Consider the following 25,898-nt stretch of genomic DNA (forward strand, 5'->3'; position numbering starts at 1 on the left):
CCCTCGGGTACGGTCGGCTGGTGACCCACGTCGTAGTGATCACCACAACGGCCACCGCGGACGCCGCCGCCGACCTCGGCCGCGGCGCGGTGGCCCGGGGGCTGGCCGCGTGCGCGCAGGTCGTCGGGCCGATCCGCAGCATCTACCGGTGGGAGGGCGAGCTGCAGGACGACACCGAGCACCAGTGCTGGCTGAAGACGACGCTGGAGCAGGTCGACCCGCTGACCGCGTTCATCACCGAGCACCACGACTACGACATGCCCGAGGTGGTCGCCCTGCCGGTGGTCGGCGGGAGCGCGGCCTACCTGGAGTGGGTCACCGCTTCGACGCGATGAAGACGAACTCCCGCCCGGGCCGGTCGGGGGCCTCGCGCACGTCCACCACGGCGTAGCCCGCCTTCGCCAGGTCGTCCTCGACCTCATCGCGGTCGCGGAACCGCAGGGTCGACTCGGAGGTGATCTCCGCGTCGGCGAAGCGGTAGGTCTCCCGGAAGGAGACGAACGGCAGGTCCACCGCGGTCACCTCCCGGTGGTGCTCGACGCGCCCGACGCCGGGGACGTCGAGGGCGGTCTCGCCGGTCCACTCCTCCCACGCCCGCCGCTGCGGCCGCCGGGTCTCGAACACCAGGTGCCCGCCGGGGCGCAGGGCCGTGCGGATGCCGTCGAGGGTGGCGGCCCAGTCGTCGCCCAGGAAGACCTGAGCCACGTTGCCCGTCATGACGGCCATGTCGGCGTCGATGGGGCCGACGGTGGTGGCGTCGCCGTGCAGCCAGGTGACCGCCTGGCTCCTGCGCTTGGCCATCGCCAGCGACGCCTCGGCCGGGTCGACCCCGACCACCCGGCGCCCGGTGGCCGCGATGAGCGCGCCGAAGTTGCCGGTCCCGCAGCCGACATCCAGCACCAGCTCGGCCGCGAACTCCTCGACGATCCGCTGGTAGTGCACCAGGTCGTCGCGCTCGCCGTCGAAGGCGTCGTAGATCTCGACCAGCCGGGGGTGGGTGTAGATCGCATCAGGCACGCGGTGACCGTAGAGCGCGGCCTGCGTGCGGGGCGATCGGATTTCGCCGCGTCGGGGCGGGTGGGGCGGTGATCTCGTACAGTCGGTCGCATGGGGCGCGATGCGGACATCCGGGTGGGGACGGCGGACCGCGAGCGGGCCGTCGCCGCCCTGTCGGAACACCTTTCGGCGGGCCGCATCGACATCGCCGAGTACGAGCACCGCTGCGCCGCGGCCACCGCCGCCCGCACCCGCGGCGACCTGGCCGCGATCTTCGACGACCTGCCCGCCCCGCACCCGCGCTTCCAACTGGCCGCCCCCGCCCCTGCTTCCGCTCCCGCTCCCGCTCCCCTGAAGCGGCGCAGGAACAACTGGGTCATCGGCGGCTTCGTCGTGGGCGGAATCGCGCTGATCGTCACAGTGACCGCGGTGACCGGCTCCTGGTGGGCGCTGGCCCCGGCCCTGGTCGTCGCCGCGGTGCTGGTGCTGGTCGCGTCCTAGCCGACCAGTTCGCACAGCCGGGCCAGCAGGTCCGCCCGGTTCGTCGCGCCCAGCCGGGCGCTGGGCCTCGGCCTTGGTCATTGTCGCGGTGCTGGTGCTGGTGCTGGTCGCGTCCTAGCCGACCAGCTCGCGCAGCCGGGCCAGCAGATCCGCCCGGCTCGCCGCGCCCAGCCGGGCGCTGGGCCTTGGTCGTTGCCGCGGTGCTGGCTGGTGGCGTCTTAGCCAACCAGTTCGCGCAGGCGGGCCAGCAGGTCCGCCCGGTTCGTCGCGCCTAGCCGGGCGCTGGGCCTCGGCCTTGGTTGTTGTCGCGGTGTTGGTGTTGGTGGCGTCCTAGCCGACCAGTTCGCGCAGCCGGGCCAGCAGGTCCGCCCGGCTCGCCGCGCCCAGCCGGGCGCGCATCCTGGCCATGTGGTGCTCCACCGTCTTCGCCGAGATGAACAGGCGGTCGCCGATCTGGCGGTAGGTCATCCCGGCCAGCACCAGGCCCGCCACCTGCACCTCGCGCTCGCTGAGCCGCGCAGGTTCGCCAGCGGCATCGGCGGTCGGGGTCGTCGCAGGGCCTTGGAGGCCGCGGGCGCACTCCAGCAGGCCGACCATCGCCGCGCGGTCGGGGGTGCGGATGGCCGCCTGGCCCGCCAGCCGCGCGCCGTCCCAGCGCAGGCCCGCGGCGTGCAGGGCGCGGGCGGCCGACTCCACGGCGTCGCGGTCGACCTCGCCGCCGACGACCCGCAGCCACACCTGGGCGGCGTCGGCGAGGGCGGCACCGGCCTGCGTGCCCGCCGCGGCGGCGCGCAGGGCGTCGGCGTGACCGCGGGCGGCGTCGGGGCGCTCGGCGAGCAGGTCGGCGTGCAGGGCGTGCCAGTGCGGCATCGTCGTCCACAGTGGAGGGTTGTCGAGGTCGGCCAGCAGCGCCCAGCCCGCGGCCAGGTGCGGGGCGAGCCGGTCGGTCTCGCCCAGCCGGGCCGCGGCGATGGCCAGCTCGCCCAGGGGCAGCAGGGTGAACAGGTCCACCGGCTGGCGGGCGATGGCCGCGCACGCCCGGTCCCAGCAGCGGCGCAGCGCGCCCAGGTCGCTGCCCCGCCGGGCGAGGCCGACGGCCAGGCCCGCGGCGAACAGCGCATCGCGGCCTGCGGGCTCGCCGTCGAGGGCCGCGGTGGCGGTGGCGTCGTCGCCTGCGACCATCGCCGCCCAGCCGCGTAACAGCCGGTGGCGGGTGGCCAGCGGCGCACCGCCCACCCGGGCGGCGATCGCGCGGTCGAGCACCGGTTCCGCGGCGGCCGGGTCGCCCGCGTGCAGGGCCAGCAGCGCGGCTAGGGCGTTCGGGCTGTCCGGGAGCAGCGCGCCCGCCCCGACCGGCTCCAGCGCCTCGGCCGCGTGCACCACGGTCGGCAGGGCGGGGGCGGTGACCGACTCGATGACGCCGCGCGCGGTGGCCGCCACCGCCCCGGCGAACACCGTCGGCGGGGCCTCCTCCGCGGCCGCCAGCGCGGCCTCGGCCTCGTCGAGCCTGCCGGTGCCGACGTAGCCGATGGCGGCGAACGCGGCGGCGACGGCGGTGCCGCTCCACCGGTACAGCTCGGCGCTGCGGGCGAGCTGGCCGCGGTGGGCGAGGGCCGCGCCAGCGACCTCGGCGGCCCGGCCATGCGGGCCGCGGGCGATCAGCGCGTCGGCGCGGCGCAGGGCGGCGGCCGGACGGCAGGCGCGGGCCTCGGCCTCGGCCCAGCCCGCCTGGTCGAAGTCGTGGCCCGCGGCGGACGCGGCGGCGTAGAGCCGGATCGCGGTCTCCGGCGGGCACTGCGGCGCGGCGGCGGCGAACAGCTCGGCGACGGCCGGGCCCGCGGCGTCGGCGTCGAGCAGGGCGGTCGCGGTGGCGGCGACCGGGCCGCCCGCGGCCAGCCGGGCGGCGGCGAGCGCGGCGAAGGCCGCGGCGCGCTCCTCGGCGGGCACCAGCGCCCGCACCGCGGCGGCGGCCACCGGCAGCAGGGCGCCGTCGGGCGCGGTCAGCCCGCACGCCCGCACCTCGGCGACGACCTCGGCGGTGGGGCGGTCGAGCAGGCCGGGCGGCAGGTCGGCCACCCCGGCCGCGGCCGCGACCAGCACCCGCCGCGCGTCGACGTCGAGCCGGTCGATGTCGAAGCGCAGCTCCTCGACCGGCAGCGCGTCGCCGGGTCCGTGGTGGGCCAGCCGGTGCACCAGCCCCGGCACACCGCCGGTGAGCCGGTGCACCTCGGCGACGGCGCGGTGGTCGGGGTCGGCGCCCGCGAGCCGCAGGCAGGCCAGCAGGCGCTCGGGGTCGAAGGGGCGCAGCACGATCTGCCCGCGCAGCCGGGCAAGCACGGCCGTCAGCCCGGCGGGCCGCGGCCACGGGCGCGCGGCGACGACGACGCCGAGCCGGTCGTCCGCGGCCAGGTCGGCCAGCTCGGCCAGCGCGTCGGGGCCGAGCAGGTGCGCGTCGTCCACCAGCAGGAGCCCGCCGTCGAGGGCGACCCCGCGCCGGTGCCGCACGGCGCCCGGCCCCTCCGCGAGGCGGTCCAGCAGCGCGGACTTGCCGTAGCCGCCGGGCGCGATGACGGCCAGCCGCACCGGCCCCCGCCCGCCGCCGGCGATCTCCGCGCACAACCGGCGCGTGGGCTCGTCCAGCACCAGGTCTGCGGGTCGCAGGTGCCCCGGGATCACGACCGCCCACCTCGCCGCGCGAAGCGCCGCCGCGGGGCGACCAGGGGCTCGATCTCCACCGGTGGCCGCGGCGGCGGCTCGGCGTCCACCGGCACCCGCACGGGCGGGAAGCCGGGGTGCGAGACCACGGTGTCGACCTCCGCGGGGACGCCGGCCGGGTGCGCCCGCCTGGCGGGCTGGCCGACCGGGCGCAGGGCGGGATCCGACGGCGGGGCCGGGGCGGGGCGGGCGGCCAGGGCCGCGCCGCGGGCAGGGAAGGTCGCCGGGTCGGCGGGGACGGTGGTGGGCACGGGGAGGGTCGCCGCCTGGGCCGCGGCGAGGGGGTCGCGGGCCGCGCCGCCCGCGATGACCGCCCGCGTGGGCGGGGTGGCGGCGAGGTAGGCGCGGAAGGCGTCCACGGCCCGGGTGAGCGCGGCGGGGCCGACGCCGGGCTCGGGGAGGGTTGTGTGGTCGACCAGCTCGAACGCGGTGGGGCCGCGGTGGGCCAGGGCGTACTCCACGCGCCTGCCGCCGAGGAGCGCCACGCCGACGGACTCGCCGGGGCGCAGCGGGGCGCGGGAGTGCTCGGCCTCGGCGGCGGCCAGCACGGTGGGCAGCAGCAGGGCGCCCGGGTAGCCCGCGCCCGCCAGGGCGTCGTGCAGGAGGGCGCGGCGGTAGGGGCCCCAATCGGGTGGATGTGTGACCGCCACCCGATCCGGTGACCCGCCCCGGCCGTCCGCGGCCCGGTCGGCGAGGGCGGCGACCAGGGTGGCCAGCAGGTCGTGGGCGGTGTACGGGATGCCGTCGAGCAGGATCGGGACGTCGTCGCCGACGTGGTCGACCAGGTCGGCCGCGACCGCGGCCACCGGCAGCGCGCGGGCGGGCGCACCCACCACGACCTCGCCATCTGCCACCGCCAGCAGGGGCGGGACGTCGGCGTCGACCACCACCGGCCGCCCGTCGCGCCCGCACATCGCCACCGCGCCGCTGGTGCGGCCGACGTCGACGCCGAGCACGTGCGGCATGGCAGGACTCCTCCGACGGGACAGGGCCACGGGTGGCCCTGTTCGTACCAGGCGGTGACCCCCGCAAGGCAACCCCGAGTGGCCAAGCCGTCACCCCCTAATCCCCTAATGGGTGAAACTCGACCCCCGTGGTGTGGGACTAGGTTCGGACCGGGAGTGATCCCCGATGTACCCGCGGACCCCCGCGCCTAGCGTCGTCCCCGCTGCCCGCGCCGATGCCCCGGCCGGGCCGAACCCTTCCCCAGCTTTGGAGCCGGTCCCCGTGATCACCCCCGACCAGACCCTGCACGACTTCGTGCTCACCCTCCTCACCGACGACGCCGCCCGCTCGGCCTTCGCCGCCGACCCGGGCTCCTGCCTGTCGGCCGCCGGTCTGGACGACATCACCGCAGCCGACGTCCAGGACGTCATCCCCCTGGTCGTCGACTACGCCCCCGCCCTGGCCGCCGACGGCACCGCCATCGGCCAACTCCAAGCCCTCGCCGACGCCGCGGGCGACTTCACCATCCACTCCGACACCGCCAACGCCGCCACCGACCTCACCGCCGCGGCCAACGGCCTCGCCGCGGACTTCGGCACCGACGCCGACGCCGCCTACGCGGGCGGAACCGCCGCCCTGTCCACGGAAGGAGCCGCAGGCGAATACCGCTTCACCTCCGACTACGCCGCCGCGACCGGCGACCTCGCAGCCTCCACCGACGGTGCAGCGGGCTCGCTCGCAGGCCAGACCGCCGACGCCCGCTACGGCACCGAGTTCACCGCCTCCACCGATGGCGCTGCGGGTGCCTTCGCCGTAGCCCGAGATGACGTCTACGCAGCCAGCGCCGCCACCGTCACCCCAGACGGCACCGCAGGCGAGTATCGCTTCGCCTCCGACTACGCGACTTCCACGGGCGAGTTCGCCGCCACGACGGACGGCGCTGCGGGCAGCTACCGCTTCGCGTCCGAGCACGCCACCGGAGCGGGCGAGTTCGCCGCCACAACCGATGGCGCTGCGGGCGGCTACCGCTTCGCGTCCGAGCATGCCGCGGGAGCGGGTGAGTTCGCGGCGTCGACTGAGGGCGCTGCGGGTGGCTACCGCTTGGAGTCCGACTACGCAGGCGGGACGGGTGAGTTCGCGGCCTCCACCGAGGGGGCGGCGGGGACCTTCGTCGGCGAAGCAGGTGGCGTGGGCTACGGCACCGCGTTCGCCGCGACCACCGGGGGTGCCACGGGGGCCTTCGCCGTCGCCAACGACGACGTCTACGCAGGCGGCGACACCGCCATCACCACCGGCGGCGCCGCAGGCAGCTTCGACCTCGCCTCCAACCTCGCCACCGGCGAAGGCGCCCTCGCCGCTGGCACCGACGGCGCCGCAGCGGGCTTCAGCGGCGCGACCGCCCTCGGCGGGCTCGACGCGGATGCCGTCGTCTCCACCGACGGCGGCGCTGCGGCGCTGGACACCGGCTTCGGCCCCCTGGGCGGCAGCGTCAGCACCGCCGACGGCCTCGCGCTCGACGCCGATGCCTTCGGACAGAAGCTCACCCTCGGCGGTCAGTCCACGCTGGAGGCCGACGCCTTCGGGCAGGAGCTGGCCCTTGGCGGTCAGTCCGCGCTGGAGGCCGATGTGTTCGGACAGAAGCTCGCCCTCGGCGGTCAGCCCGCGCTGGAGGCCGACGTGTTCGGGCAGGAGCTGGCCCTTGGCGGTCAGTCCACGCTCGACGCCGATGTCTTCGGGCGGGACCTCGCCCTCGGCGGTCAGCCCTCGCTCGACGCGGACGGGTTCGGGCAGGGGCTCGTCCCCGGTGGTCAGCCCGCGCTCGATGACGTGACCGGTCTGCTCGACGCCGACGCCCTGCGCGCCGGGGATGTCACCGTGGGGACCGTCGCCAACTACGTCACCTCCGGCGGCGACCTGTCCGCCGCCGGCCTCGGCGACCTCCTGCCCGCCGCCCCCGTCGACGTTCCGCAGCTGGACAGCCTCCCGGTCGCCGTGCCGGAGCTGCCCGCCGAGCTCCCCGAGCTGGCCGAGCTGCCCGTCGAGGTCCCGGACCTGGCCGACCTGCCGGTCGAGGTTCCCGAGGTCGAGGTGCCCGAGCTGGCGGACCTGCCCGCCGACCTGCCGGTGGACCTGCCGGTGGCCAACCCGCTGCCGGAGCTGGGCAGCCTCCCGCAGACCGCGGGCGAGCTGGTCGCCGACTCCCCGGTCGGCGACGTCACCGGCGCGGTGACCGGCGACGGCGGCCTGCTCGACGTCGACGGCGTGACCGGCGCGCTGGGCCTGGAGGGCTGACCGTCGCGCGTGCCGGGGGCGGGGTCGGGTCGGGGCGGCCCCGCCTTCGGTTTCCCCGCGCACGCGGACCCGGCACACTCGTCCGGGTGACGGCACCCTGGTTGGAGCTGGTGGACGACACGATCCGCGCCTGCGTCGAGTTCGACCGGCCAGACCTGGCGCAGCGGTTGCGCGACCGCAGGGCCGGGCTGCTCGGGCCAGCGCGCCGGGTTGTGGTGTTCGGCTGCCAGGGGCAGGGCAAGAGCCAGTTGGTCAACGCCCTGCTCGGCGCGCCCGTCTGCGCGGTGGGCGACGACGCCACCACCGCCGTGCCCGCCGTCGTCAAGCACGCCGACGCCCCGACCGCGGCCCTGCTCGGCGCGGCCGACGCGGGCGGTCCGGTCGAGACCGCGACCGCCAGGGCCAACCAGCACCCCGACGCCGTGGGCGCGGAGATCGGCCTGCCCCGCGCGCTGCTCGGCGCGGGCCTGGTCCTGGTCGACGCCCCGCCGGTGGGCGAGCCGACCGGCAGGCGCACCGAGCTGGCGATGGCCGCGCTGGCCGAGGCCGACTGCGCGCTGCTGGTCAGCGACGCCACCGCCGCGCTCACCCCGCTGGAGCTGGACCTGCTCGGCCAGGTCGCCCGGCTGTGCCCGGCGGTCGCCGTCGTGCTCACCAAGATCGACATGGTGCCGCGCTGGCGGCACGTCGCCGAGCTGGACCGCAACCGGCTGGCCGACGCCGGGGTGCCCGCGCCCGTGGTCCCGGTGTCCTCGGCGCTGCGGCTGGCCGCCGCCCGCTCCGGCGACCGCGCGCTCAACGCCGAGTCCGGGTTCACCGCGCTGGTGGAGTGCCTGCGCGCCGCCGTGCTGGCCGACCCGACCGCCGCCGCGGGGCGCGCGGCCGCGGCGACCTGCGCGGTGGTCGTGGACGAGCTCCTGGGGCCGGTGCGCGCCCGCGCCGCCGCGCTGCCGCCCGCGGTGTCCCAGGACGGCGTGGCCGCGGCGACCAGGCGGGCCGAGCGGGTGCGCCGCGACGCCGCCCGCATGCAGACCCAGCTGGCCGACGACGTCGCCGACCTCACCGCCGACGTCGACTACGACCTGCGCGACCGCACCCGCCGCGTCCTGCGCGAGGTCGACGACTACTTCGAGCAGGCCGACCCGATCAAGGTGTGGCCCGAGTTCGCCGAGTGGATGCGCGCGACGCTGACCACCGTGGCCGAGACCAACGCCGACTGGCTGCTGCGCCGGTTCGAGTGGATCGCCGGGCGGCTGGCGGCCGAGGTCGGCGACCTGCCCGCGGTGCTCGACGCCGCGGGCGTCACCGACCTGCGCACGCCGAAGGTGGAACCGTTCACCCCGGTGCAGAAGGCGTTCGTCGGCCTGCGCGGCTCCTACAGCGGCCTGCTGATGTCCGGCCTGGCCACCACGCTGGCCGGGCTGCCGCTGATCAACCCCATCTCCATCGGCGCTGGCGTGGCCTTCGGGGCGCGCAGCGTCTTCGAGGAGCGCGGCGCGCGGCTCAAGCGCCGCCAGGCGGTGGCCAAGACCGCCGCCCAGCGGCACGTCGACGACTTCTTCCTCGCCTACGGCAAGCAGACCCGCGACGCGGTCCGCCTGATCCACCGGGCACTGCGAGACCGCGTCGAGGAGGTTGCGGGCGAGGTCCACGCCGAGGCCGCCGAGTCGGCCCGGCGGGTCAAGCGCGCCGTCGACGCGGCCGCCGCCCGGCGCGCGGAGCTGATCGCGGGCGTGCGCCGCGACCTGACCCGGCTCACCGCCCTGCGCGGGCGCGCCGAGTCGGCCCGCCGTCCGCTGACCGTCCCGCGTGGACTGACCGCATGAGCCTGATCACCGCCGTATGGTCCCTTGTGGACACCCTGAGCGCCGCCTACCGCGGCGACGCGCGCGCCACGGCGTTCCTCGACGCCCGCAGGGCCGCGCTGGCCGGACCGCTGCGCGTGGCCGCCGTCGGCGCGCCGGGGTCGGGCCGCTCGACGCTGCTGGACGCCGTCGTCGGCGAGCCGTTCACCGCGCGGGCGTCGCGGCTGGTGGTGGACTGGCCGGGGCCGGTGGAGCTGATCGACGGCGACGGCGACCACGATGCGGCGCTGGTCCTGCTGCCCCGCCCGACGCCGCCGTTCCCGCGGTCGCTGCACCCGCTCTCGGCGATCGCGGTGCTCTCCCGGGCCGACGAGCTGGGCGGCGGCCGGGTGGACGCGATGGTGTCGGCGCGCCTGCTGGCCCGCAGGCACGCGCGCGGCGAGCTGGGCGCGTTCTGCCAGGACGTGGTCGCGGTGTCCGGCCTGGCCGCGGTGGCCGCGGTGACGCTGACCCCGGCTGAGGAGGCGCTGCTGCGGGCGTTGGCCGCGGTGCCGCGCGGCGAGCTGGAGCCCGCGCTGCTGTCGGTGGACCGCTTCACCGCAGCGCCCCTGCCCGCCTCCGCCGCCGACCGCGCCGCCCTGGTGGAGCGCCTGGGCGCCTTCGGCCTGCGGCTGGCCCTGTCGGCAGCCCGGCGCGCGGTGGATGTGCGGGCCGAGCTGGCCAAGGCCAGCGGCATCGGCGACCTGCGCTCCGCGATCGCCGAGTCCTTCGCCGACCACGCGGACCTCCTGCGCGCCCACACCGCGCTGACCGCCCTGGAATCCCTGATCGCCGCCGACCCGCGCCCAGGCGTCGCCGCCGAGGTCGAACGGGTCCGCGCCGCCGCCCACCCGCTGCGCGAACTCCGCCTCGCCGCCACCCTCCGCTCCGGCCGCTTGTCCCTCGCCCCCCTCGGCGACGCCGCCGTCGCCGAGGCCGCAGACCTCCTCGCCGCCCGCCCCCCAGCCGACCCCTACACCGCCCTCCTGCGCTGGCGCACCCACGCCCTCGACGAATCCCTCCCGCCCCCAGTCCGCGCCGCAGCGAGCGTCCTGGCCCGCAGCTGCGCCGGACTGCTCCAGCGCTAACCACCCACCCCCTCGACGAGTCGCTCTCGGCCCCGGTCCGCGCCGCGTCGGGCGTCCTGGCCCGCGGTTGCGCCGGTGCTCCAGCGTTAGCCGCCCACGCCCTTGACGGGTCGCTCCCGGCCCCCGGTGCGCGTGTCCTGACGCGCAGTTGCGCCAGGTCGGTCCAGCGCTAGCCACCCACGCCCTCGATGGGTCGCTCTGGGCCGCGGTGCGCGCGGTGGCGGGTGTCCTGGCTCGCAGTTGCGCCGGGTGACTTGCTCGCGTTGCGCCGGGCCGCTCCAGCGCTAGTTGCCCACGTCCTCGGCGGGTCGCTCTCGGCCTCGGTTCGCGTGGCGGCGGGTGCCTTGGCCCGTAGTTGCGTCGGGCTGCTCAGCCTTAGCTGCCCACGTCCTCGACGGGTCGCTCCTTGCCCCGATCCGCGCGGCGGCGGGCGTATTGGCCCGTAGCTGGGCCGGGTTGCTCCAGCGCTAGCCACCCACCCCTGCCGCCGTCCGCGCGCAAGCCGTGGCGCCCACCCCAGCAGGGTGGGCGCCACGGGCGTGGGTGGTCAGCCGGTGACCAGGGTCAGGCCGTAGGCCTCCAGGATCTCGCCCACCGGCTGGAAGTACGTCGTCCCGCCGGTGTCGCAGTCCCCGGAACCGCCGGAGGTGACGCCCTGCGCCTGGGTGCCGCTGACCCACGAGCCGCCGGAGTCGCCCGGCTCGGCGCAGACGTTGGTCCTGGTCAGACCGCTGACGGTGCCCTGGGGGTACTGGACGGTCTCGTCGAGGGACTCGACGGTGCCGCAGTGCCAGCCCGTGGTCGAGCCGGAGCGGCAGATGCTGGCGCCGACGGCGGCCTGCTCGGCGCCGGTGACGGTCACGTCGGCCGAGTCGTAGCCCTTGACGACCGGGCTGGGCGTCCACGAGTCGTTGGTGCGGACCCAGCCGTAGTCGTCGCCGGGGAAGGTCGACGCCTCGACCGTGCCCATCGCCGACTTGTCGGAGCCCTCGACGGCCGCGCCCGCCTCGCCGCAGTGGCCCGCGGTGACGAAGCCGCCTTCCACGGCGAAGCCGATGGAGCAGCGGCTGCTGTTGTTGATGTAGTAGGCGTCCCCGCCGACCACGTCGGCGTACAGGCGGGGGCGGGCGTCGACCAGCTGCACCCGGACCGCGGCGTAATCATCCACAAAGGACTTCACCGCGGCCGAATCGGACAGCGCGTTCACCACGACCGCGTTCGACCGCACGTCGACGTACCACCCGGTGATCTCGGCGGGCGCGTCTGCGGCGCGGGCGTCCAAGGCCGACTTGACCTCGGCCAGCGCGGTCGCCGGGTGCGCCACCACCTCGGCCGTGCCGCCCGCCGCGGCCACCGCGGGCACGGCGGCCGGGTCGGCCACCGCGACGCGCACCGCGCCCCGCTCCAGCCAGACGCCGCCGAACGCCGCTCCTGCCGCCTCCGACACGGCGGGAACGAGCGCCCTGGCGGCCGCCTCGCGGCCGAGCAGGTCGCGCACCTCGGCGGTGGTGAGCCCCAGATCCCGCTCCAGCGCGGGTATCGCCCCCTGCGGCGCGGCCCCGGCGGGGGCATTGACCGCCAAGCCCGCGGCCAGGCAGACCGCGCCCGCGACGATGCCTAGTGCCTTGCGCATCTGTCCACTCCGTTCAGCTGGGACCGGGGCGCTGCTCCCCGGACCGGTCCTCCAGGGGTGCCCGGTGGGAGCGGTGATCCGACGCCGAAGCGGACAGGAGTCCTAAGACATCCGATGATCAGCGGTTTGGGGGACCGGTCACCGACCGCCCGCCGATCGGGTAGACACGATCGTGTGGCCTGTCATTACGCCGACCGGGTGAGGGGTGTGTCAGGATTGCGCGGAGCAGGGGCGAGATCGGGGGAGCGATGAACACCTGGCCGGAGCCCGGGACCGTGGTCACCTTCGGGATGTACGACCTGCGCGCGGGTCATCCCCAGTACATCGGCCTCGGGGTCATCTCCGGGCCGCCGCAGCGGCACCCGCACGGGGACTGGTGGCGGCTGCCGGTCGTCCCGCTGGACGAGGACGCGCCTGCCACCCCGGACTGGATCACGATGGCCGACATCATCGACGCGCTGCCGCCGTCCTGACCCCTGGGCACGGCGGACTGACTTCGGGCATGGCGGACTGGCCCCGGGCACGGCGGAGCCCCGGCCGGGCAAGGGGCGAAACCCGGCCGGGGCGTCCGGCGATCGGCGTCGGGGGCCGCGGAACCTCAGTGGGGGCGGGGAGCGCGGCGGCCGTGCGCGGTGTCCTGCACCTTGCGCACCACCGAGCCGATCCGGTCGTGGTACTTGCCGTTCGTGCGCCGGTCGACGAACTGACCCGCCTTGGCGGCCCAGCGGTCCACCTTCTCCGGATGCTTGCGGGCATAGCTGCTCGCGGCGGCCGCGGCCCCCGCGAGGGCGGTCAGTCGCTTGATCAGCGCCATAGCGGTCCTTTCCCTCTGCGACCCTCGTGATGTCAACGTCGAGGTACCCCGATCGGTTCCCGGTGAACCGCTGTGGCCGATTCCCGCCAGCGCGCCCACCCGCCCGCGCGCCATCCTGGACCGGACACGAAAGCGAGGAACCACAGTGCGTGCGCACACCGTCATCGACAGCCCGGTCGGCCCGCTCACCCTGGTCGCCACCGACGGCATCCTTTCCGGCCTGTACATGGTCGACCAGCGCCACCGCCCGGTGGAGAGCACGTTCGGCGAGCGCGACGAGACCATCCTGCCCGAGGTCAAGGCCCAGCTCGCCGCCTACTTCACCGGCGAGCTGACCGAGTTCGACGTCCCGCTGCGCCTGCACGGCACCCCGTTCCAGCAGGAGGTCTGGCGCGCCCTGTGCGAGATCCCCTACGGCGAGACGATCAGCTACGGCGAGCTCGCCCGGCGGGTGGCCCGGCCCGCCGCGTCCCGCGCCGTCGGCGCGGCCAACGGGCGCAACCCGATCAGCGTGATCGTCCCCTGCCACCGCGTGGTCGGCTCGACCGGCGACCTCACCGGCTACGGCGGCGGCGTCGAGCGCAAGCGCTTCCTGCTGGACTTCGAGACCCGCTAGAGCCGCTCCACGTGGTCGCCCGCGGCAACCCCGCGGGTGTCCAGCACGGACCGCGCCGAGCGGACGACGGCAGGCAGGTCGACCGCGCGGTGGTCCTGGAGCACGATGGCGAGGTCCACCGCTCCTGCGGCGCGCGGCACCGGCACCCCGTCCACAGTGAACTGCGCGACGTGCGGGTCGTGGTAGCCGACCTCGACGCCGAGGGCCCGCAGGTGGCGGACCACGGCGACGGCGGGCGACTCGCGCGTGTCGGCCACGTCCGCCTTGTACGCCACGCCCACCAGCGCCACCCGCGCCCCGGCGACCCGCCCGCCCCGGGCGAGCAGGTCCCGCGCCCGCCGGGCCACGTACCCGGGCATGCCCGCGGTCACCGCCAGCGCGGTGTCCACCATGGTCGCGGGCAGCCCGGCCGAGCGCGCCCGGCTGGCCAGGTAGCGCGGGTCGACCGGGATGCAGTGGCCGCCGACGCCGGGTCCGGGGGTGAACGGCTGGAACCCGAACGGCTTGGTCGCCGCGCAGCGCAGCACGTCCCACACGTCCACGCCCAGCCCCGCGCAGAACACCGCCAGCTCGTCCACCAGGGCGATGTTGACCAGGCGGTAGCTGTTCTCCAGCAGCTTGGCCGTCTCGGCCTCGCGCAAGCCCGCCGCGACGACCACGCTGTCCACCAGGTCCTCGTAGAAGGCCGCGCACCGCTTGGCGCACACGGGCGTCAGCCCGCTGACGATCTTGGGCGTGTTCTCGAAGGAGAACTCGGTGTTGCCGGGGTCGATGCGCTCGGGGGAGAAGGCCAGGTGGAAGTCCGCGCCCGCGACCAGCCCGCCGGACTCCAGCGCCGGGGCGAGCACCTCCTCGGTGGTGCCGGGGTAGCTGGTGGACTCCAGCACGACCAGCGTCCCCGGCCGCAGGTGCCGGGCGACCGCGCGGGCCGCCGACAGCAGCGGCCCGAGGTCGGGCTCGCCGTCGACCAGCCCGGTCGGCACGCAGATCACGACCGTGTCCGCCGCGCCCACCGGCGCCGGGTTGACCGTCGCGGTGAAACCGGCGTCGAGCATGGCGGCGATGTCGCCGTCGGGGATGCCGCCGATGTGCGAGCGGCCCGCGCGCAGCCCCGCGACCACCTCCCGGGAGATGTCGACGCCCGCGACCGACAGCCCGGCCGCGCAGGCCCGGCGGGCCAGCGGCAGGCCGACGTAGCCGAGGCCGACGACCACCAGGTCGAGCCCCATCACGCGCGGGAGCCGGCGCGCCCCGGCCCGATCCGGTCGAGCGGGGCCGTGCCGCCGCGGGCGGGCGACCCGGGACGGCGGCGGGCCACCAGGTCGGTGACCACCCGGGTGGGGGTGGGTCCGGGCGCGTGGCCGCTGGTCGCCGGGTCGGGGTGGGCCGGGCTCGCGGCGTCGACCACCGCGCCGATCCGCACCGCACGGGTGAATGCCATGATTCCTCCACGGCTCGATCGAGTGGTTGCGCCCATATTCGCCGGAATCGCGGCCCCCGGCAGTCGCCGAATCGGGTGGCGGTATTTCACTCGATCGCCCACCGCGCCGCGGCTGTCGAATCGCTAAACTCCGCGCCTGAGCCATATCCGCTGGCCTGGGGCTTGGCGCAGGGTGACTGCGGCCAACCGATCGGGGAGGGGTAAAGCACCCGAAAAGGGGTCGGCTTGGTCGGTGCTGGATTCTTCGAGCGGCGCTAGTGTCGTGATCGCGGAGCTTCGCCGAATGCGCGGTGCGCTCCCGGGACACAGGAAACGCCAGAGAAATCCGTAAGGAGCACGGTCGTGACTGCAAGCGCTAGCGTCCAGGACAGCCGCCTCAAGCGCCGGTTCGAGCTCTGGGACGCCAACGGCGACGGAACCATCGACAAGTCCGACTACGAGACCGAGGCCCGGCGCATCCTGCAGGCGTTCGGGGAGCAGGAGAACAACCCCAAGGGCCGGGCGCTGATGTCGGCGTACCTGGGCATGTGGGACAAGCTGGCCGCCAAGGCCAAGGTCGGCGCGCAGGGCAAGGTCACGATGGACCAGTTCCTGCAGGTCTCCGAGCGGGAGCTGGTCGACGGCGGCGACGCGGGCTTCGACCGCAACCTGCGCCCCACGATCGAGGCCATCGTCGACCTGTGCGACACCGACGGCGACGGCGAGGTCAACAAGACCGAGTTCAAGCGCTGGATGCAGGCCATCGGCGTGGACGCCACCCAGGCCGACGACGCCTTCGCCCAGCTGGACACCAACGGCAGCGGCACGCTGTCGGTCGAGGAATGCGTGGACGCGGTCCGGGCCTACCACCAGGGCACGTCCGACATCAACCTGCTGGGCCGCTGACCCCGCACGGTTGACCACGGCCGCGGGCCCCGGGGCGATCCCCCGGGGCCCGCGGCCGTGCGGTCAGCGCCCCAGCAGCCGGGGCAGCAGCAGCCGGGCCTCGTTGGCCGCCGTGCGCGCCAGGATCTCCGGGCGCAGCAGCTCGCGCGGGTGCGCCCGCATGTTGATCACGTCGAGGAGCTGGCGGGTCACCACCGGGTCGGCCATCGCCGCCCGGTCGACCGCGGCCCCGACGGCCTGCATGACCCGGTGCCCCGGCGGGCGCTCGCCGCGCACGTGCGGGAGGCGGAAGTCGCCGATGACCGAGGTCTGCCACGCCGCGTCCACCAGCACCCGCAGCCGCTCGAAGTAGCCGCCCACCGCGGACCCCTCCAGCAGCCAGGCGTGCAGCGCGGAGGCGTGCAGGGCCGCCGACGGCACCCCCTGGCCGTAGATGGGGTTGAACGAGGCCACCGCGTCGCCGACGGTCACCAGGCCCGCGGGCTGCCCACCGGTGCGGTGGAAGTCCCGGCGCACGCTGTGCGGGAAGCGGTGCACGGCGACGGGCGAGGCCATCGGGCAGGTGCGGACCAGCTCGGCGAACGCGGGCGCGGGCTCGGCGGCGCAGCGCTCCCGGAACGCCTCCGCCGAGCGGCCGGGGCGGCGGGCGCCGTAGCCGGACACCGTGCACAGCCAGCGGTCCGGCGACACCGCGGCCACGCAGCTCACCCCCGGGTCCGGCCAGTCGGGCGTCCGCAGCGAGTGCACGCCGAGCAGGCCGTCCAGGCGCTGGCCGGGCGTGCGGTGGAACAGGGCCGTCGCGTAGCCCAGGTCCAGGTGCACCCGCCGCTTCGGCGCGGGGGTCACGCCCAGCGCGCGCAGCCACTCGCCCTGCCGGGTGCCCCGGCCGCTGGCGTCCACGACCAGGTCCGCGTCGCAGCGCCCGCCGCCCAGCACCACGCCGCGCACCCGGGAGCGGTCGCCCAGCAGGCCGACCACGCGGTCGCGGACCAGCTTCACCTGCGGCAGCACCGCGCGCCGCACGTGCCACTCGACCATCGGCCGGTGCACGGGCAGCAGCTCGTCCGGCACGGTCGGCCGGGGCCGCCCGTCGACCACCATCCGACCGTCCGCTGTGGACATCGGCGCGACGCCGTGCGCGGCCAGGTCGGCGAACAGGTCGGGGAACCAGCGGTCGAGCAGGGCGCGGGCCAGCGCCAGCAGGATGTGGAACTGCTCGGCCTGCGGGGTGCCCGGCCTGCTCAGCGGCGCGTCCGGCAGCTCGTCCGGCTCGACGAGCACCACCTCGTCGGCGTGGTCGAGCAGCACCCGGGCGGCGAGCAGGCCAGCCGGGCCCGCCCCCGCCACCACCGCTCGCCTCACCCGAACCGCACCGGGGACTCCGGGCTCAGCGCGATGTCCGAGCCGGTCACCGGCGCCGCCCGGTGGATGAGGATGTTGTAGTGGTTGGGGAAGTGGCAGGCGTCGAACCCCAGCACGGTGCCGATGAAGGCGTCGCCGATGTGCACCGCGTCGCCGCGGTCGATGACCCCGCCGCGCTCGATCTCGGTGAAGCCGAGGAAGCCCACCCGGTCGATGCGCCCGTCGGCCACGCCGTGGTCGGTGGTCACCAGCTCGTGCACCTCGCCGCGGCGCACGCACCGGCTGGCGAACTCCTCCAGCCGCATGCCGCGGTCATCCCTGCGGTGCACCAGCACCTTCACCAACGTGCCGGACACCGTCCGCTTCTCGCCGTCCTCGATCACCTTGGGCTCCTTCCGCCCGATACGCCGCGGCCACCAGTTCCAGGGCGGCCAGACCCGCGGTGTCCGGGCCGCCGTCGTGCACGGCCAGGGTGAAGGCGCGCAGCACCCCGGCGTACTCGTGCCACAGCGACTGCTTGAACCCGGTGAACCCGGCCAGCATGTCCGCCTGCCGCACGCCCCCGTCGGCCAGCCGCACCTCGATGTCCTTGGTCTCCCCCGGGTGCGCCCAGTCCAGCTCGACCTCGGCGCCGGCCCCGCACTCGGCGTCGAGCAGCAGCCGGGCCCAGCGGTCCACGCCCGCGGCGTCGCGGCGGATCTCCGCGTCCCGCAGCCGGACCGGGCCGAGCAGCATCCGCACCAGGTCGAGCGCGTTGGGGCCGTTGTCGGCCACGCACCCGCCGCCGCAGCGCTGCGGGTCGAGGTACCACTGGTCCTGCCCGACGTGCTCCTCGATGCGTTCGAGGTAGCGCACCCGCACCGAGTCGATCGCCCACCGCGGCGGCAGCCCGAGCAGCAGGTCGCGGACGCGGGCGTTGTAGCGGCGGTGGAACGAGGTGAACAGGACCGTGCCGCGCGCGGCGGCCAGCGCGACCAGCTCGCGCCCGTCCTCGACGGTGGTGGCCAGCGGCTTCTCCACGCAGACCGGGATGCCCGCGTCGAGCAGGTCGCGGCAGACGGCGGCGTGGGCGTCGTTGGGCACCGTCACCACCACCCCGTCCAAGCCGCCGTCGGCGATGAGGTCGCGGTGGTCGGCGTAGCAGCGCACCTCGCCGCGGAACGGGGCAAGCGCCGCGCGCCTGCGGTCGCACACCGCGGCCAGCCGCAGCGGGCCGCTGTCGCCGAGGGCGGCCAGGTAGAACCGGGAGATCACGCCGAGCCCGATGATCCCGATGCGCATCAGCGGCGCTCCGGCAGCGGCAGGCCGAAGCGGTCCGCGACGCCCGCCAGCTCGGCCACCAGCGCGGCGGGCAGCGCGACGCCGGTGGCCGCGGCCTCGGCGGCCTGGGCGGCCTCGGGGCAGCCGGGGTAGGACACCGGCCGGGCCGGGTCGGCGGGCGGGCAGCCGAGCAGCGCGGTGAACAGCGCGTCGGCGTCGCGGCCGAAGGCGCCGGGCTCGCGCAGCGCGCCGGGGGCGATGGCCAGCACGAGGTAGCCGATGTCGTCGTCGGCGCCGGACCCGGCCAGCGGGCCCAGCCCGGCCCCGGGCACCAGCGCGGCCAGCACCTCGACCATCAGGCCGAGGCCGAAGCCCTTGTACTGCCCGGGACCGGGCGCGCCCAGCCAGCTCAGGTGCGCCTCGCCCGCGTCGAAGCGGGCCGGGTCGGTGACCGGCGCGCCGCTGTCGTCGGCCAGCCAGCCCGGTGGGATGGCCCGCCCCTCGCGCGCGGCCGCCCGGATCCGCCCGGTGGGGGCCGCGGTGGTGCTCATGTCCAGCAGGAACGGCGGGTTCTGGCCCGCGGGCGCGGCCACCGCCAGCGGGTTGGTGCCCAGCATCGGCGCGGCCCCGCCGGGCGGGCGGGCGATGCGCTGGCGCCCGCAGTTGGCCGCCACCACCCCGACCATCCCGTGCCGCGCGGCCCGCAGCGCCGGATGCCCGGCGCACCCGAAGTGCGTCCCGCCGCGCACCGACACCATCCCGATCCCGTACTCCGCGGCGCGCCTGCAGGCCAGCTCCATCGCCTCCCCCGCCAGCCACAACCCGAGCGCCCGAGCGCCGTCGAGCAGCACCGCCGCGCCGCGGTCCGCGGCCACCCGCGGCTCCGCGGCCGGATCAGCCCGACCGGAATCCAGCAGCGGCAGGTAGATCCGGGTGAGGTTGGCCAGCCCGTGCGAACTCATCCCGGTGAGGTCGCCGTGGCACAGCGCCTCGGCCGCCGCGTCCGCGCGGACCGGCGGCAGGCCGCAGGCGCGGAAGACGGCGGCGGTGAAGTCCAGCAGCGCGGCCACAGGCACGCGCACAGGCGTCTCGGTCGGGGCGGTGGCGGTGTGGGTCATGGGGGAGCCCTTCTGGCGGCGAACGTCAGGAGCAGGCGGGAGACCCGACCGGCGAAGCCGTCAGTCGGCAAGGCCGGCTGGGCCGAGGACCGCGGTCGGGGTGGTTGGGGGTGGGTGGGGGATCGGGGCGTGCTCGCCGGGGGCGAGGGTGCCGGGGTCGGGGTGGCTCATTGGTTGGTTCTGGTGGTGTAGGTCAGGAGCAGGCGGGTGTGCGTGGGGGCGGGTCGTTGGGATCGAGAGTTGCGGTCGGGGTGGTTGGGGTGTGGGTGGGGGATCGGGGCGTGCTCGCTGGGGGTGGTGAGGGTGCCGGGGTCGGGGCGGTTCGGTGGGTGGTTCTGGTGGTGCAGGTCAGGAGCGGGCGGCTTGCGGTGGGGCAGGTCGCTGGGGCCGAGGGGTGCGGTCGGGTGGTTGATGTCCGGGTCACGGGCGGGTTCTGGCGGTGGATCTGCGGGTCGGCGTTCGCGCGGTGGGCGACGTGGTTGGGACTGCGGGTGGGTTCAGCGGTGTGGGTCATGGGAGGGCTGTGGTGGCGAAGGTCAGGGTTGGGGAGAGGCGTGGTGGGGAGGTGTCCGGACCGGCGTTCGTGCGGTGGGCGGTGCGGTCGGGACTGCGGTTGGGGGTGGTGGCGGTGTGGGGCACGGGCGGGCTCTGGCGGCGAAAGTCAGGGCTAGGCGGGGGATGCGGGTGGTGGGAGGCGTCCGGGGTGGCGGGTCGCGGGGGCTGGGGGTGCGTGGTGGGTGGCGGGTCGCGGGGGCTGGGGGTGCGTGGTGGGTGGCGGGTCGCGGGGGCTGGGGTGCGAGTGGGGGGCTTGTCGGGTGGGTTGGCGGGTGGCAGGAGCGGGCGGTGGCTGCCAACGTGCTCGCCGGGGTCGGGGAGCGCGGGTGTGGGGTGGGGCATTAGCGGGGTCTCCTGGCGGCGAAGGTCAGGAGCAGGCGGGAGATCTGGGTGGCGAAGGCGTCCAGGGCGGGGAGGGGGGCGTGTTCGCCGGGGGCGTGGGCGTGGTGGGTGGCCAGGTCGCCGGGGCCGAGGACGGCGGTGGGGGTGCCGTTGAGCCAGATGGCGTCGCAGGTGAAGGTCGCGGTGCCGCGGGGGATGCCCGCCGCGGTCATCAGCGCGGCCAGGGCGGGGCCCGCGTCGGTCAGGGTGGGCAGGCCGCGCTTGCGCCAGGTGACCTTGGTGATCCGGTCGGCGTCGGCTGCGGTGCGGGCCAAGGCGCGGGAGCGGGTGTAGCGCAGGGCGAAGCAGGCCAGCGCGTCGGCGACGTGGTGCTCCAGGGCGTCGGTCAGCGCCGCGCCCTCCTCCGCGGTCGCGTAGGGCAGGTTGACCAGCAGCGTGCCGGTCCCGTGCACGCGGTTGTGCGCGGTGCCGGTGTGCAGGCCCGCGATGCACAGGTCGTCCATGCGGTCGCCGAGCCAGGCGGCGATGTGGCCGAGCAGGACGGTCGCGTTGTGGCCCGCGCCCGGGGAGTCGTCGATGGCGTCGGCGCCCGCCACCCGGATCTCGGCCGTCGCGGCTGCGGTCGCGGTCGGCTGGTAGCGGCCGGAGGTGGGCTCGCAGAAGATGTTGAGCGCCCCCACGTACCCCGCCTCGACCAGCGGCCGGGTGCCGAAGACGCCCATCGCGCCGCCCTCCTCGCCGGAGACCGCCTGCACCAGGACCGCGACCTCGGTCCCGATCGCCGGGTCGCGCCGGGCGGCGTCGCGGATGCCCGCCAGCAGGGCCACCGCGGGCCCCTTGGCGTCGATCGCGCCCCGGCCGCGGAAGACCGAGCCGTCGAAGGAGACCGGCTCCTCCCCGGCGACGGTGTCCAGGTGGACGTTGAACATCACGGTGGCCTCGACCGGCAGCGGCGGCCCCAGCCGCAGCACCAGGTTCGGCTGGCAGGCCAGGAAGTCCGGGCCGCGGCCGCGCACGGTCGAGGGCACGTCCGGGCGGTCGAGCACGGCGGCGTCGGCGGGCGCGTGGTGCACCACGGTGAACCCGGACGCCTCGGCGTAGCGCTTCTGGGCCTCCCACAGCCGCACCGGGCCGTCCGCCGTCTCCAGCGGGCCCGCGGTCGGCAGGGCGAGCAGGTCGAGCAGCAGGGCGTGGTCGGCGGCGGTGAGCACTCACGCCCCCGCCGGGCAGGCGGCCAGCAGCGCCTCCAGGGCCAGGCCCGCGGCGTGGAAGCCGGACGCCTCGCCGGAGCCGCCGTCGCGCTCGTGCGGGCGCAGGCTCAGGTGCGGCTCCAGCGACAGCGCGCCGGTGTAGCCGTGCGCGGCCAGCAGCGCCAGCGCGCCCGCGACGTCGGCGTCGCCGCGGCCGGGCAGCGTCCACCGCGGCCCGCTCACCCCGTCCTTGATGTGCACGTGCTGCACGTGGTCGACCACCTCGGCCAGCAGGTCCACCCCGGAGTAGCCGTAGGCGACCCCGTTGCCGGTGTCGAACAGCAGGCCCAGCCCGTCGCCGACCAGGGTCAGCATGCGGTCGGCGTCGGACCCGGCCCAGCCAGCGCAGTTCTCGTGCAGCAGCACCAGGTCGGCCTGCCCGGCCCGGTCGGCCAGCTCGCGCAGCCGCCGCCGGACCCGCCGCTCCCACTCCGCCTCGGGCAGGCCCGCGTTCGGGTAGGACATCACCCGCACGTACCGCGCGCCCAGCTCGGGGCAGCGGCGGGCGAGCACGCGCAGCTCGTCGAGGTCGCGGCTGAAGTCGTCGGTGATCTCCGATGACCAGTCCCCGATGCGCGAGTCGACGCACACCACGTCCAGCCCCGCCTCGGCCAGCGCCGCGGCCACCGCGGCGAAGGCGGCGTCGTCGAGGTCGGCCAGCGCGGTCCCGCCCACCGTGCGCAGCTCGATGGCCGACCAGCCCAGCCCGGTCACCGCGGCGATCTGCTCGGCCAGCGCAGGCCCGGCCTCGTCGCCGATGCCCGCCAGCACCCTCACCGCGCCGCCTCGACCGTCAGCCCGGCGGCCAGGCGCTTGGCGTCGGCGATGAGCGAGACGACCGCGGCGCCCGCGGCCAGCTCGCCGGTCATCGGCTCGCCCGCGAAGTGGCGGTAGGCCCGGGCGATGAACGCGGTGAGCGCGTCGTCGCGGAACACCGCGTGCGTGCGCTTGCCCGGCGACTGCACCGCCAGCTGCGCGAAGTCGTCGGCGGCGCTGACCGCGAAGTGCCCGACGGCGCGGCCGCCCGCGTACTCCACGGTCACCCGCCGCTCGCGGACCGGGGCCGTCAGCTCGGTGGTGATCTCGGTGCGCACGCCGCTGTCGTGGGCCAGGCTCAGCCACGCCCCGCCCAGGTCCGGGAAGACCGCGGCGCCCAGCCGCATGTCGGCGCAGCCCGCGGCGGCGACCCGGGCGGGGCCTGCCAGCCGCAGGGCCAGGGCGACCGAGTGCGGGGCCTCCACGTCGAACGCGCTCGGGTGCGCGTCGCCCTCCAGGGTCCGGCTGAACCGCGGCTTGGCCTGGCGGACCGCGATGGACACCGGCGGCCCCAGCTCGTCGGCGAGGGCGAGCAGCCGCCGGGTCAGCTCGCTGCACCGCCACTGCGCGATCGGGACCACGTCGAGGTCGGCCAGCTCGGCCAGCGCCACCACCTCGGCCAGCGCGGCGGGGTCGGCCGCCAGCGGCTTCTCCACCAGGAAGCGGCGGAAGCCCAGCCCGGCCAGCTCGGTCATCGGCCCCACCCGCGCGCCCGGGGGCGTGCAGAGGTGGACGACGGTGGCGGCCGGGTCGGTGAGCGCGGCGGCGTGGCGCAGGTCGCGGGCGCGCACCACGTCCGATCCCGGCTGGACGCTCCGAACCGGATCGACCACCACGACCGGGTCCGCGCCCGCGGGGCGCAGGGCGCGCAGCACCGGCAGGTGCAGCCGCGTGCCCGCGTGGCCGAGTCCCACGACTAGCGTGCCCAGCATGCAGTGCCGCCTCCCCGCGAAGTGATCGCCCAACACCCTTGCGGCGGCTGGGAGGGCTGTCAACGCGCGCCACACGACCGTGTGATCTTTGAAGCTGTTGCGGCGCAAGGCTTGTCCGCCTGGCTAGCGTGGGGTGGCGGACCGGCGTCCGCCCGTCCCCCAGCTCCGTCCGGAAAGGACACGCATGGAGCACGCCGCCGCGCTCACCCGCGCGCCAGCCGTGCCGGTACCGTTCTTCACCCAGGCCGCCACCCTCGAAGCCGTGTGGCCGCTGGCCGAGGCCAACCTGGCCGAGGTCGTCGACCGCGGCAAGTACTCCCACGGGCACATGGTCGAGCGCTTCGAGCGGGTCCTCGCCGACTACCTCGGCGCGGCCCACGTGGTCGGGGTGAACTCCGGCACCGACGCGCTGGTGCTGCTGCTGCGCGCGATCGGGCTGGAACCCGGCGACGAGGTGGTCGTCCCGGCGTTCAGCTTCATCGCCACCGCGTCGTCGGTCGCGCTGGCAGGCGGGCGGCCCGCCTTCGCCGACATCGGTCCCGACGACTACGCCATCGACCCGGGCGCGGCCGCCGACGCGGTCACCGACCACACCCGCGCGCTCATGCCGGTGCACCTGTTCTGCCAGCCCGCCGACCTCGGCGCGCTGACCGCGGTCGCCGACCGGTACGCGCTGAGCCTGGTCGAGGACAGCGCCGAGGCGATCGGCATGCGCTGGGACGGCCGCCACGCCGGGCTGCTCGGCAGCGGCGGGGTGCTCTCGTTCTTCCCGACCAAGACCCTGGGCGCCCTCGGCGACGCGGGCGCGGTGATCACCGACGACGACCGGGTCGCCGACGCCGCCGCCGCGCTGCGCCACCACGGCCGCTTCGGCCGCACGCTGGCGCACTTCCCGGGCATCAACAACGAGACGGTGCTGCCCGGCTACAACTCCAAGATGGACGACTTCCAGGCCGCGGTCCTGCTGGCCAAGCTGACCCGGCTGGAGGAGGGCATCGCCCGCCGCGCGGCGCTGGCCGCCGCCTACACCGAGCGGCTGGCGGGCTGCCCCGGGGTGCTGCGCACGCCCACCGTGGTGCCCAGGGACGTGCCGGTCGACCCGGTGTTCTACGTCTACCTGGTGGAGGTCGAGCGGCGCGACGCGCTGGCCGCGCACCTGGCCGCCCACGGCGTGGGCACCGAGACCTACTACCCGGTGCCGCTGCACCTGCAGCCGTGCTTCGCCGAGCTGGGCTACCGCGCTGGCCAGTTCCCGGTCGCCGAGGCGGCGTGCGCGCACGCGCTGGCCCTGCCGCTGTACCCGGACCTGCCCCTCTCCGCGGTGGACCGGGTGTGCGAGCTGATCGCCGAGTTCTACAAGGCGGGCCGGTCGTGAGCACGCTGCCGTTCTTCCCGCCCGACCTGTTCGACCACGACCGCGAGCGGCTGCTGGCCACGGTGCGCCGCATCGGCACCGACCCGGCGCAGCGGTTCATCCTCGGCGAGCGCACCGCCGCCTTCGAGGCCGCGCTGCGCGCCCGCACCGGCGCGGCCGACGTGATCGCCTGCGGCAGCGGCACGGGCGCGCTGATGCTGGTGCTGCGCGCGATGGACATCGGGCCCGGCGACGAGGTCGTCGTGCCCGCGCTGGGCTGCGCGCCGCTGGCGGCCTCGGTGGTCAACGTCGGGGCGACGCCGGTCTTCGCCGACGTGCACCCGTGGACGATGGTCGTGGAGCCCTACGAGGTCGAGACCTCCATCACCGACCGGACGGCGGCGATCATGCCCGCGCACATGTTCTCGGTGATGGCCGACATGCCCACCCTCGGCGCGCTGGCCGAGCGGCACGAGGTGCGGCTCATCGAGGACTCCGCGGTCGCCCAGGGCGGGGTGCTCGGCGGGCTGCCCGCTGGCCGCTGGGGCGACGCGGGGGTGTACTCGTTCGTGCAGGTCAAGACGTTCGGCACGGTCGGGGAGGGCGGCGCGGTCGTCACCGACGACGCCGCGCTCGGCCAGCTCGTGCGCATGCTGCGCAACCACGGCCAGGACGGGCGCACCCGGTTCGTCCACCACGCCATCGGCTACAACTCCCGCTTCGACGAGATCATCGCCGACTACCAGCTGCACCGGCTCTCCGGGCTGACCGAGCGGCTGGAGCGGCGGGCGCGCATCGCCGAGTACTACACCGAGCGCTTCGCCGACCTCGCCGACCGCGGCATCCAGGCCCCGCCGCCCGGGCGCGACGGGCGCTGCTTCTACGTCTACTGCCTGCTCGCCGAGCGGCGCGACGAGCTGCGGCGGCACCTGGCCCAGCGGGGCGTGGGCACGCACGTCTACTACCCGACGCCGCTGCCCGCGCAGCCCGCCTTCGCCCAGTACGCCCGGAGCAGGCGGTTCTGGCCGCACGCCGAGCTGGCGGGCGCGCGGATGCTCGCCCTGCCGATCTACCCGCACCTGACCGACGCCGAGGTCGAGCACATCGCCGACAGCGTCTGCGCGTTCTGAAGGAGAGAC

Annotated in this window: 24 protein-coding genes; 10 read left to right on the forward strand and 14 right to left on the reverse strand. The window is 76.1% G+C overall.

All coding sequences use genetic code 11. The annotated features are described in order from the left end of the window. The first annotated feature begins 20 nt into the window (after nt 1–20). Complete coding sequence (gene cutA / locus ACWEPX_RS17880; protein WP_451898283.1) at nt 21–335, forward strand: divalent-cation tolerance protein CutA; 315 nt, start codon at nt 21–23, stop codon at nt 333–335. On the opposite strand, the gene ACWEPX_RS17885 is transcribed toward cutA, so the two are convergent. Then, nucleotides 316–1,017: a class I SAM-dependent DNA methyltransferase gene (locus ACWEPX_RS17885; protein ID WP_451898284.1), complete on the reverse strand. Its 702-nt coding sequence runs from the start codon at nt 1,015–1,017 to the stop codon at nt 316–318. The two genes, cutA and ACWEPX_RS17885, sit on opposite strands and share 20 nt — an antisense overlap. 90 nt (nt 1,018–1,107) lie before the next feature. Between ACWEPX_RS17885 and ACWEPX_RS17890 the strand changes: the two genes are divergently transcribed. Next, complete coding sequence (locus ACWEPX_RS17890) at nt 1,108–1,497, forward strand: DUF1707 SHOCT-like domain-containing protein (protein WP_451898285.1); 390 nt, start codon at nt 1,108–1,110, stop codon at nt 1,495–1,497. A 330-nt stretch (nt 1,498–1,827) separates the two neighbouring features. Here ACWEPX_RS17890 and ACWEPX_RS17895 read toward each other — a convergent pair whose 3' ends face one another. After that, entirely contained in the window at nt 1,828–4,173 is a 2,346-nt protein-coding gene (locus ACWEPX_RS17895) for a LuxR C-terminal-related transcriptional regulator (RefSeq protein WP_451898286.1), read from the reverse strand. Next, nucleotides 4,170–5,177 carry a hypothetical protein gene (locus ACWEPX_RS17900; RefSeq protein WP_451898287.1) on the reverse strand — a complete coding sequence of 336 codons (1,008 nt, stop codon included), beginning with the start codon at nt 5,175–5,177 and terminating at the stop codon, nt 4,170–4,172. The genes ACWEPX_RS17895 and ACWEPX_RS17900 overlap by 4 nt, the downstream gene beginning before the upstream one ends. Nucleotides 5,178–5,439: 262 nt before the next feature. Here ACWEPX_RS17900 and ACWEPX_RS17905 point away from each other — a divergent pair, with 262 nt between their 5' ends. The 3 genes from ACWEPX_RS17905 to ACWEPX_RS17915 all read left to right on the forward strand — a co-directional run bounded on the left by ACWEPX_RS17905 (nt 5,440) and on the right by ACWEPX_RS17915 (nt 10,381). Beyond that, complete coding sequence (locus tag ACWEPX_RS17905; protein ID WP_451898288.1) at nt 5,440–7,449, forward strand: IniB N-terminal domain-containing protein; 2,010 nt, start codon at nt 5,440–5,442, stop codon at nt 7,447–7,449. 86 nt (nt 7,450–7,535) lie between these two features. Next, the gene (locus tag ACWEPX_RS17910; RefSeq protein ID WP_451898289.1) at nt 7,536–9,275 is read left to right on the forward strand and encodes a dynamin family protein; all 1,740 of its coding nucleotides are present in this window, start codon (nt 7,536–7,538) and stop codon (nt 9,273–9,275) included. Next, entirely contained in the window at nt 9,272–10,381 is a 1,110-nt protein-coding gene (locus ACWEPX_RS17915; protein WP_451898290.1) for a hypothetical protein, read from the forward strand. The genes ACWEPX_RS17910 and ACWEPX_RS17915 overlap by 4 nt, the downstream gene beginning before the upstream one ends. Before the next feature lie 547 nt (nt 10,382–10,928). Here the strand turns inward: ACWEPX_RS17915 and ACWEPX_RS17920 are convergent. After that, a complete protein-coding gene (locus tag ACWEPX_RS17920; protein ID WP_451898291.1) occupies nt 10,929–12,014 on the reverse strand; it encodes a S1 family peptidase in 1,086 nt (361 codons plus the stop codon). Between the two features lie 248 nt (nt 12,015–12,262). On the opposite strand from ACWEPX_RS17920, the gene ACWEPX_RS17925 reads away from it, so the two are divergent. Further along, complete coding sequence (locus ACWEPX_RS17925) at nt 12,263–12,487, forward strand: hypothetical protein (RefSeq protein ID WP_451898292.1); 225 nt, start codon at nt 12,263–12,265, stop codon at nt 12,485–12,487. 125 nt (nt 12,488–12,612) lie between these two features. On the opposite strand, the gene ACWEPX_RS17930 is transcribed toward ACWEPX_RS17925, so the two are convergent. Then, complete coding sequence (locus ACWEPX_RS17930) at nt 12,613–12,828, reverse strand: antitoxin (protein WP_451898293.1); 216 nt, start codon at nt 12,826–12,828, stop codon at nt 12,613–12,615. Nucleotides 12,829–12,973: 145 nt separating this feature from the next. Between ACWEPX_RS17930 and ACWEPX_RS17935 the strand changes: the two genes are divergently transcribed. After that, nucleotides 12,974–13,444 carry a methylated-DNA--[protein]-cysteine S-methyltransferase gene (locus tag ACWEPX_RS17935; RefSeq protein ID WP_451898294.1) on the forward strand — a complete coding sequence of 157 codons (471 nt, stop codon included), beginning with the start codon at nt 12,974–12,976 and terminating at the stop codon, nt 13,442–13,444. Here the strand turns inward: ACWEPX_RS17935 and ACWEPX_RS17940 are convergent. Both ACWEPX_RS17940 and ACWEPX_RS17945 read right to left on the reverse strand, forming a co-directional pair. Continuing rightward, nucleotides 13,441–14,673 (reverse strand): nucleotide sugar dehydrogenase, encoded by a 1,233-nt coding sequence (locus ACWEPX_RS17940; RefSeq protein WP_451898334.1) that lies wholly within the window; start codon nt 14,671–14,673, stop codon nt 13,441–13,443. The two genes, ACWEPX_RS17935 and ACWEPX_RS17940, sit on opposite strands and share 4 nt — an antisense overlap. After that, nucleotides 14,673–14,885, reverse strand: coding sequence for a hypothetical protein (locus ACWEPX_RS17945; protein WP_451898295.1), 213 nt, complete (start codon nt 14,883–14,885; stop codon nt 14,673–14,675). The genes ACWEPX_RS17940 and ACWEPX_RS17945 overlap by 1 nt, the downstream gene beginning before the upstream one ends. A 342-nt stretch (nt 14,886–15,227) precedes the next feature. Between ACWEPX_RS17945 and ACWEPX_RS17950 the strand changes: the two genes are divergently transcribed. Beyond that, nucleotides 15,228–15,770 carry an EF-hand domain-containing protein gene (locus ACWEPX_RS17950; RefSeq protein ID WP_451898296.1) on the forward strand — a complete coding sequence of 181 codons (543 nt, stop codon included), beginning with the start codon at nt 15,228–15,230 and terminating at the stop codon, nt 15,768–15,770. 63 nt (nt 15,771–15,833) lie between these two features. Here ACWEPX_RS17950 and ACWEPX_RS17955 read toward each other — a convergent pair whose 3' ends face one another. The 7 genes from ACWEPX_RS17955 to ACWEPX_RS17985 all read right to left on the reverse strand — a co-directional run bounded on the left by ACWEPX_RS17955 (nt 15,834) and on the right by ACWEPX_RS17985 (nt 23,405). Then, nucleotides 15,834–17,132, reverse strand: a complete 1,299-nt coding sequence (locus ACWEPX_RS17955; protein WP_451898297.1) for an FAD-dependent oxidoreductase — start codon at nt 17,130–17,132, stop codon at nt 15,834–15,836. Further along, nucleotides 17,129–17,515 (reverse strand): DUF6917 domain-containing protein, encoded by a 387-nt coding sequence (locus ACWEPX_RS17960; RefSeq protein ID WP_451898298.1) that lies wholly within the window; start codon nt 17,513–17,515, stop codon nt 17,129–17,131. Before ACWEPX_RS17960 ends, ACWEPX_RS17955 begins: the two co-directional genes overlap by 4 nt. Beyond that, the gene (locus ACWEPX_RS17965; RefSeq protein WP_451898299.1) at nt 17,445–18,413 is read right to left on the reverse strand and encodes a Gfo/Idh/MocA family protein; all 969 of its coding nucleotides are present in this window, start codon (nt 18,411–18,413) and stop codon (nt 17,445–17,447) included. Before ACWEPX_RS17965 ends, ACWEPX_RS17960 begins: the two co-directional genes overlap by 71 nt. Further along, nucleotides 18,413–19,510 carry an Ldh family oxidoreductase gene (locus ACWEPX_RS17970; RefSeq protein WP_451898300.1) on the reverse strand — a complete coding sequence of 366 codons (1,098 nt, stop codon included), beginning with the start codon at nt 19,508–19,510 and terminating at the stop codon, nt 18,413–18,415. The genes ACWEPX_RS17965 and ACWEPX_RS17970 overlap by 1 nt, the downstream gene beginning before the upstream one ends. A gap of 896 nt (nt 19,511–20,406) precedes the next feature. Beyond that, the gene (locus ACWEPX_RS17975; RefSeq protein ID WP_451898301.1) at nt 20,407–21,618 is read right to left on the reverse strand and encodes a M20/M25/M40 family metallo-hydrolase; all 1,212 of its coding nucleotides are present in this window, start codon (nt 21,616–21,618) and stop codon (nt 20,407–20,409) included. After that, nucleotides 21,619–22,434, reverse strand: a complete 816-nt coding sequence (locus tag ACWEPX_RS17980) for a sugar phosphate isomerase/epimerase family protein (RefSeq protein ID WP_451898302.1) — start codon at nt 22,432–22,434, stop codon at nt 21,619–21,621. It abuts the gene before it with no gap. After that, the gene (locus ACWEPX_RS17985; protein WP_451898303.1) at nt 22,431–23,405 is read right to left on the reverse strand and encodes an oxidoreductase; all 975 of its coding nucleotides are present in this window, start codon (nt 23,403–23,405) and stop codon (nt 22,431–22,433) included. Before ACWEPX_RS17985 ends, ACWEPX_RS17980 begins: the two co-directional genes overlap by 4 nt. Nucleotides 23,406–23,589: 184 nt before the next feature. Here ACWEPX_RS17985 and ACWEPX_RS17990 point away from each other — a divergent pair, with 184 nt between their 5' ends. Beyond that, on the forward strand, nt 23,590–24,780 hold the full coding sequence (locus tag ACWEPX_RS17990; RefSeq protein ID WP_451898304.1) for a DegT/DnrJ/EryC1/StrS family aminotransferase: 1,191 nt from the start codon (nt 23,590–23,592) through the stop codon (nt 24,778–24,780). After that, nucleotides 24,777–25,889, forward strand: a complete 1,113-nt coding sequence (locus tag ACWEPX_RS17995) for a DegT/DnrJ/EryC1/StrS family aminotransferase (protein ID WP_451898305.1) — start codon at nt 24,777–24,779, stop codon at nt 25,887–25,889. Before ACWEPX_RS17990 ends, ACWEPX_RS17995 begins: the two co-directional genes overlap by 4 nt. Nucleotides 25,890–25,898: the final 9 nt, after the last annotated feature.

It is taken from the genome of Actinokineospora sp. NPDC004072 (genome assembly GCF_053604195.1).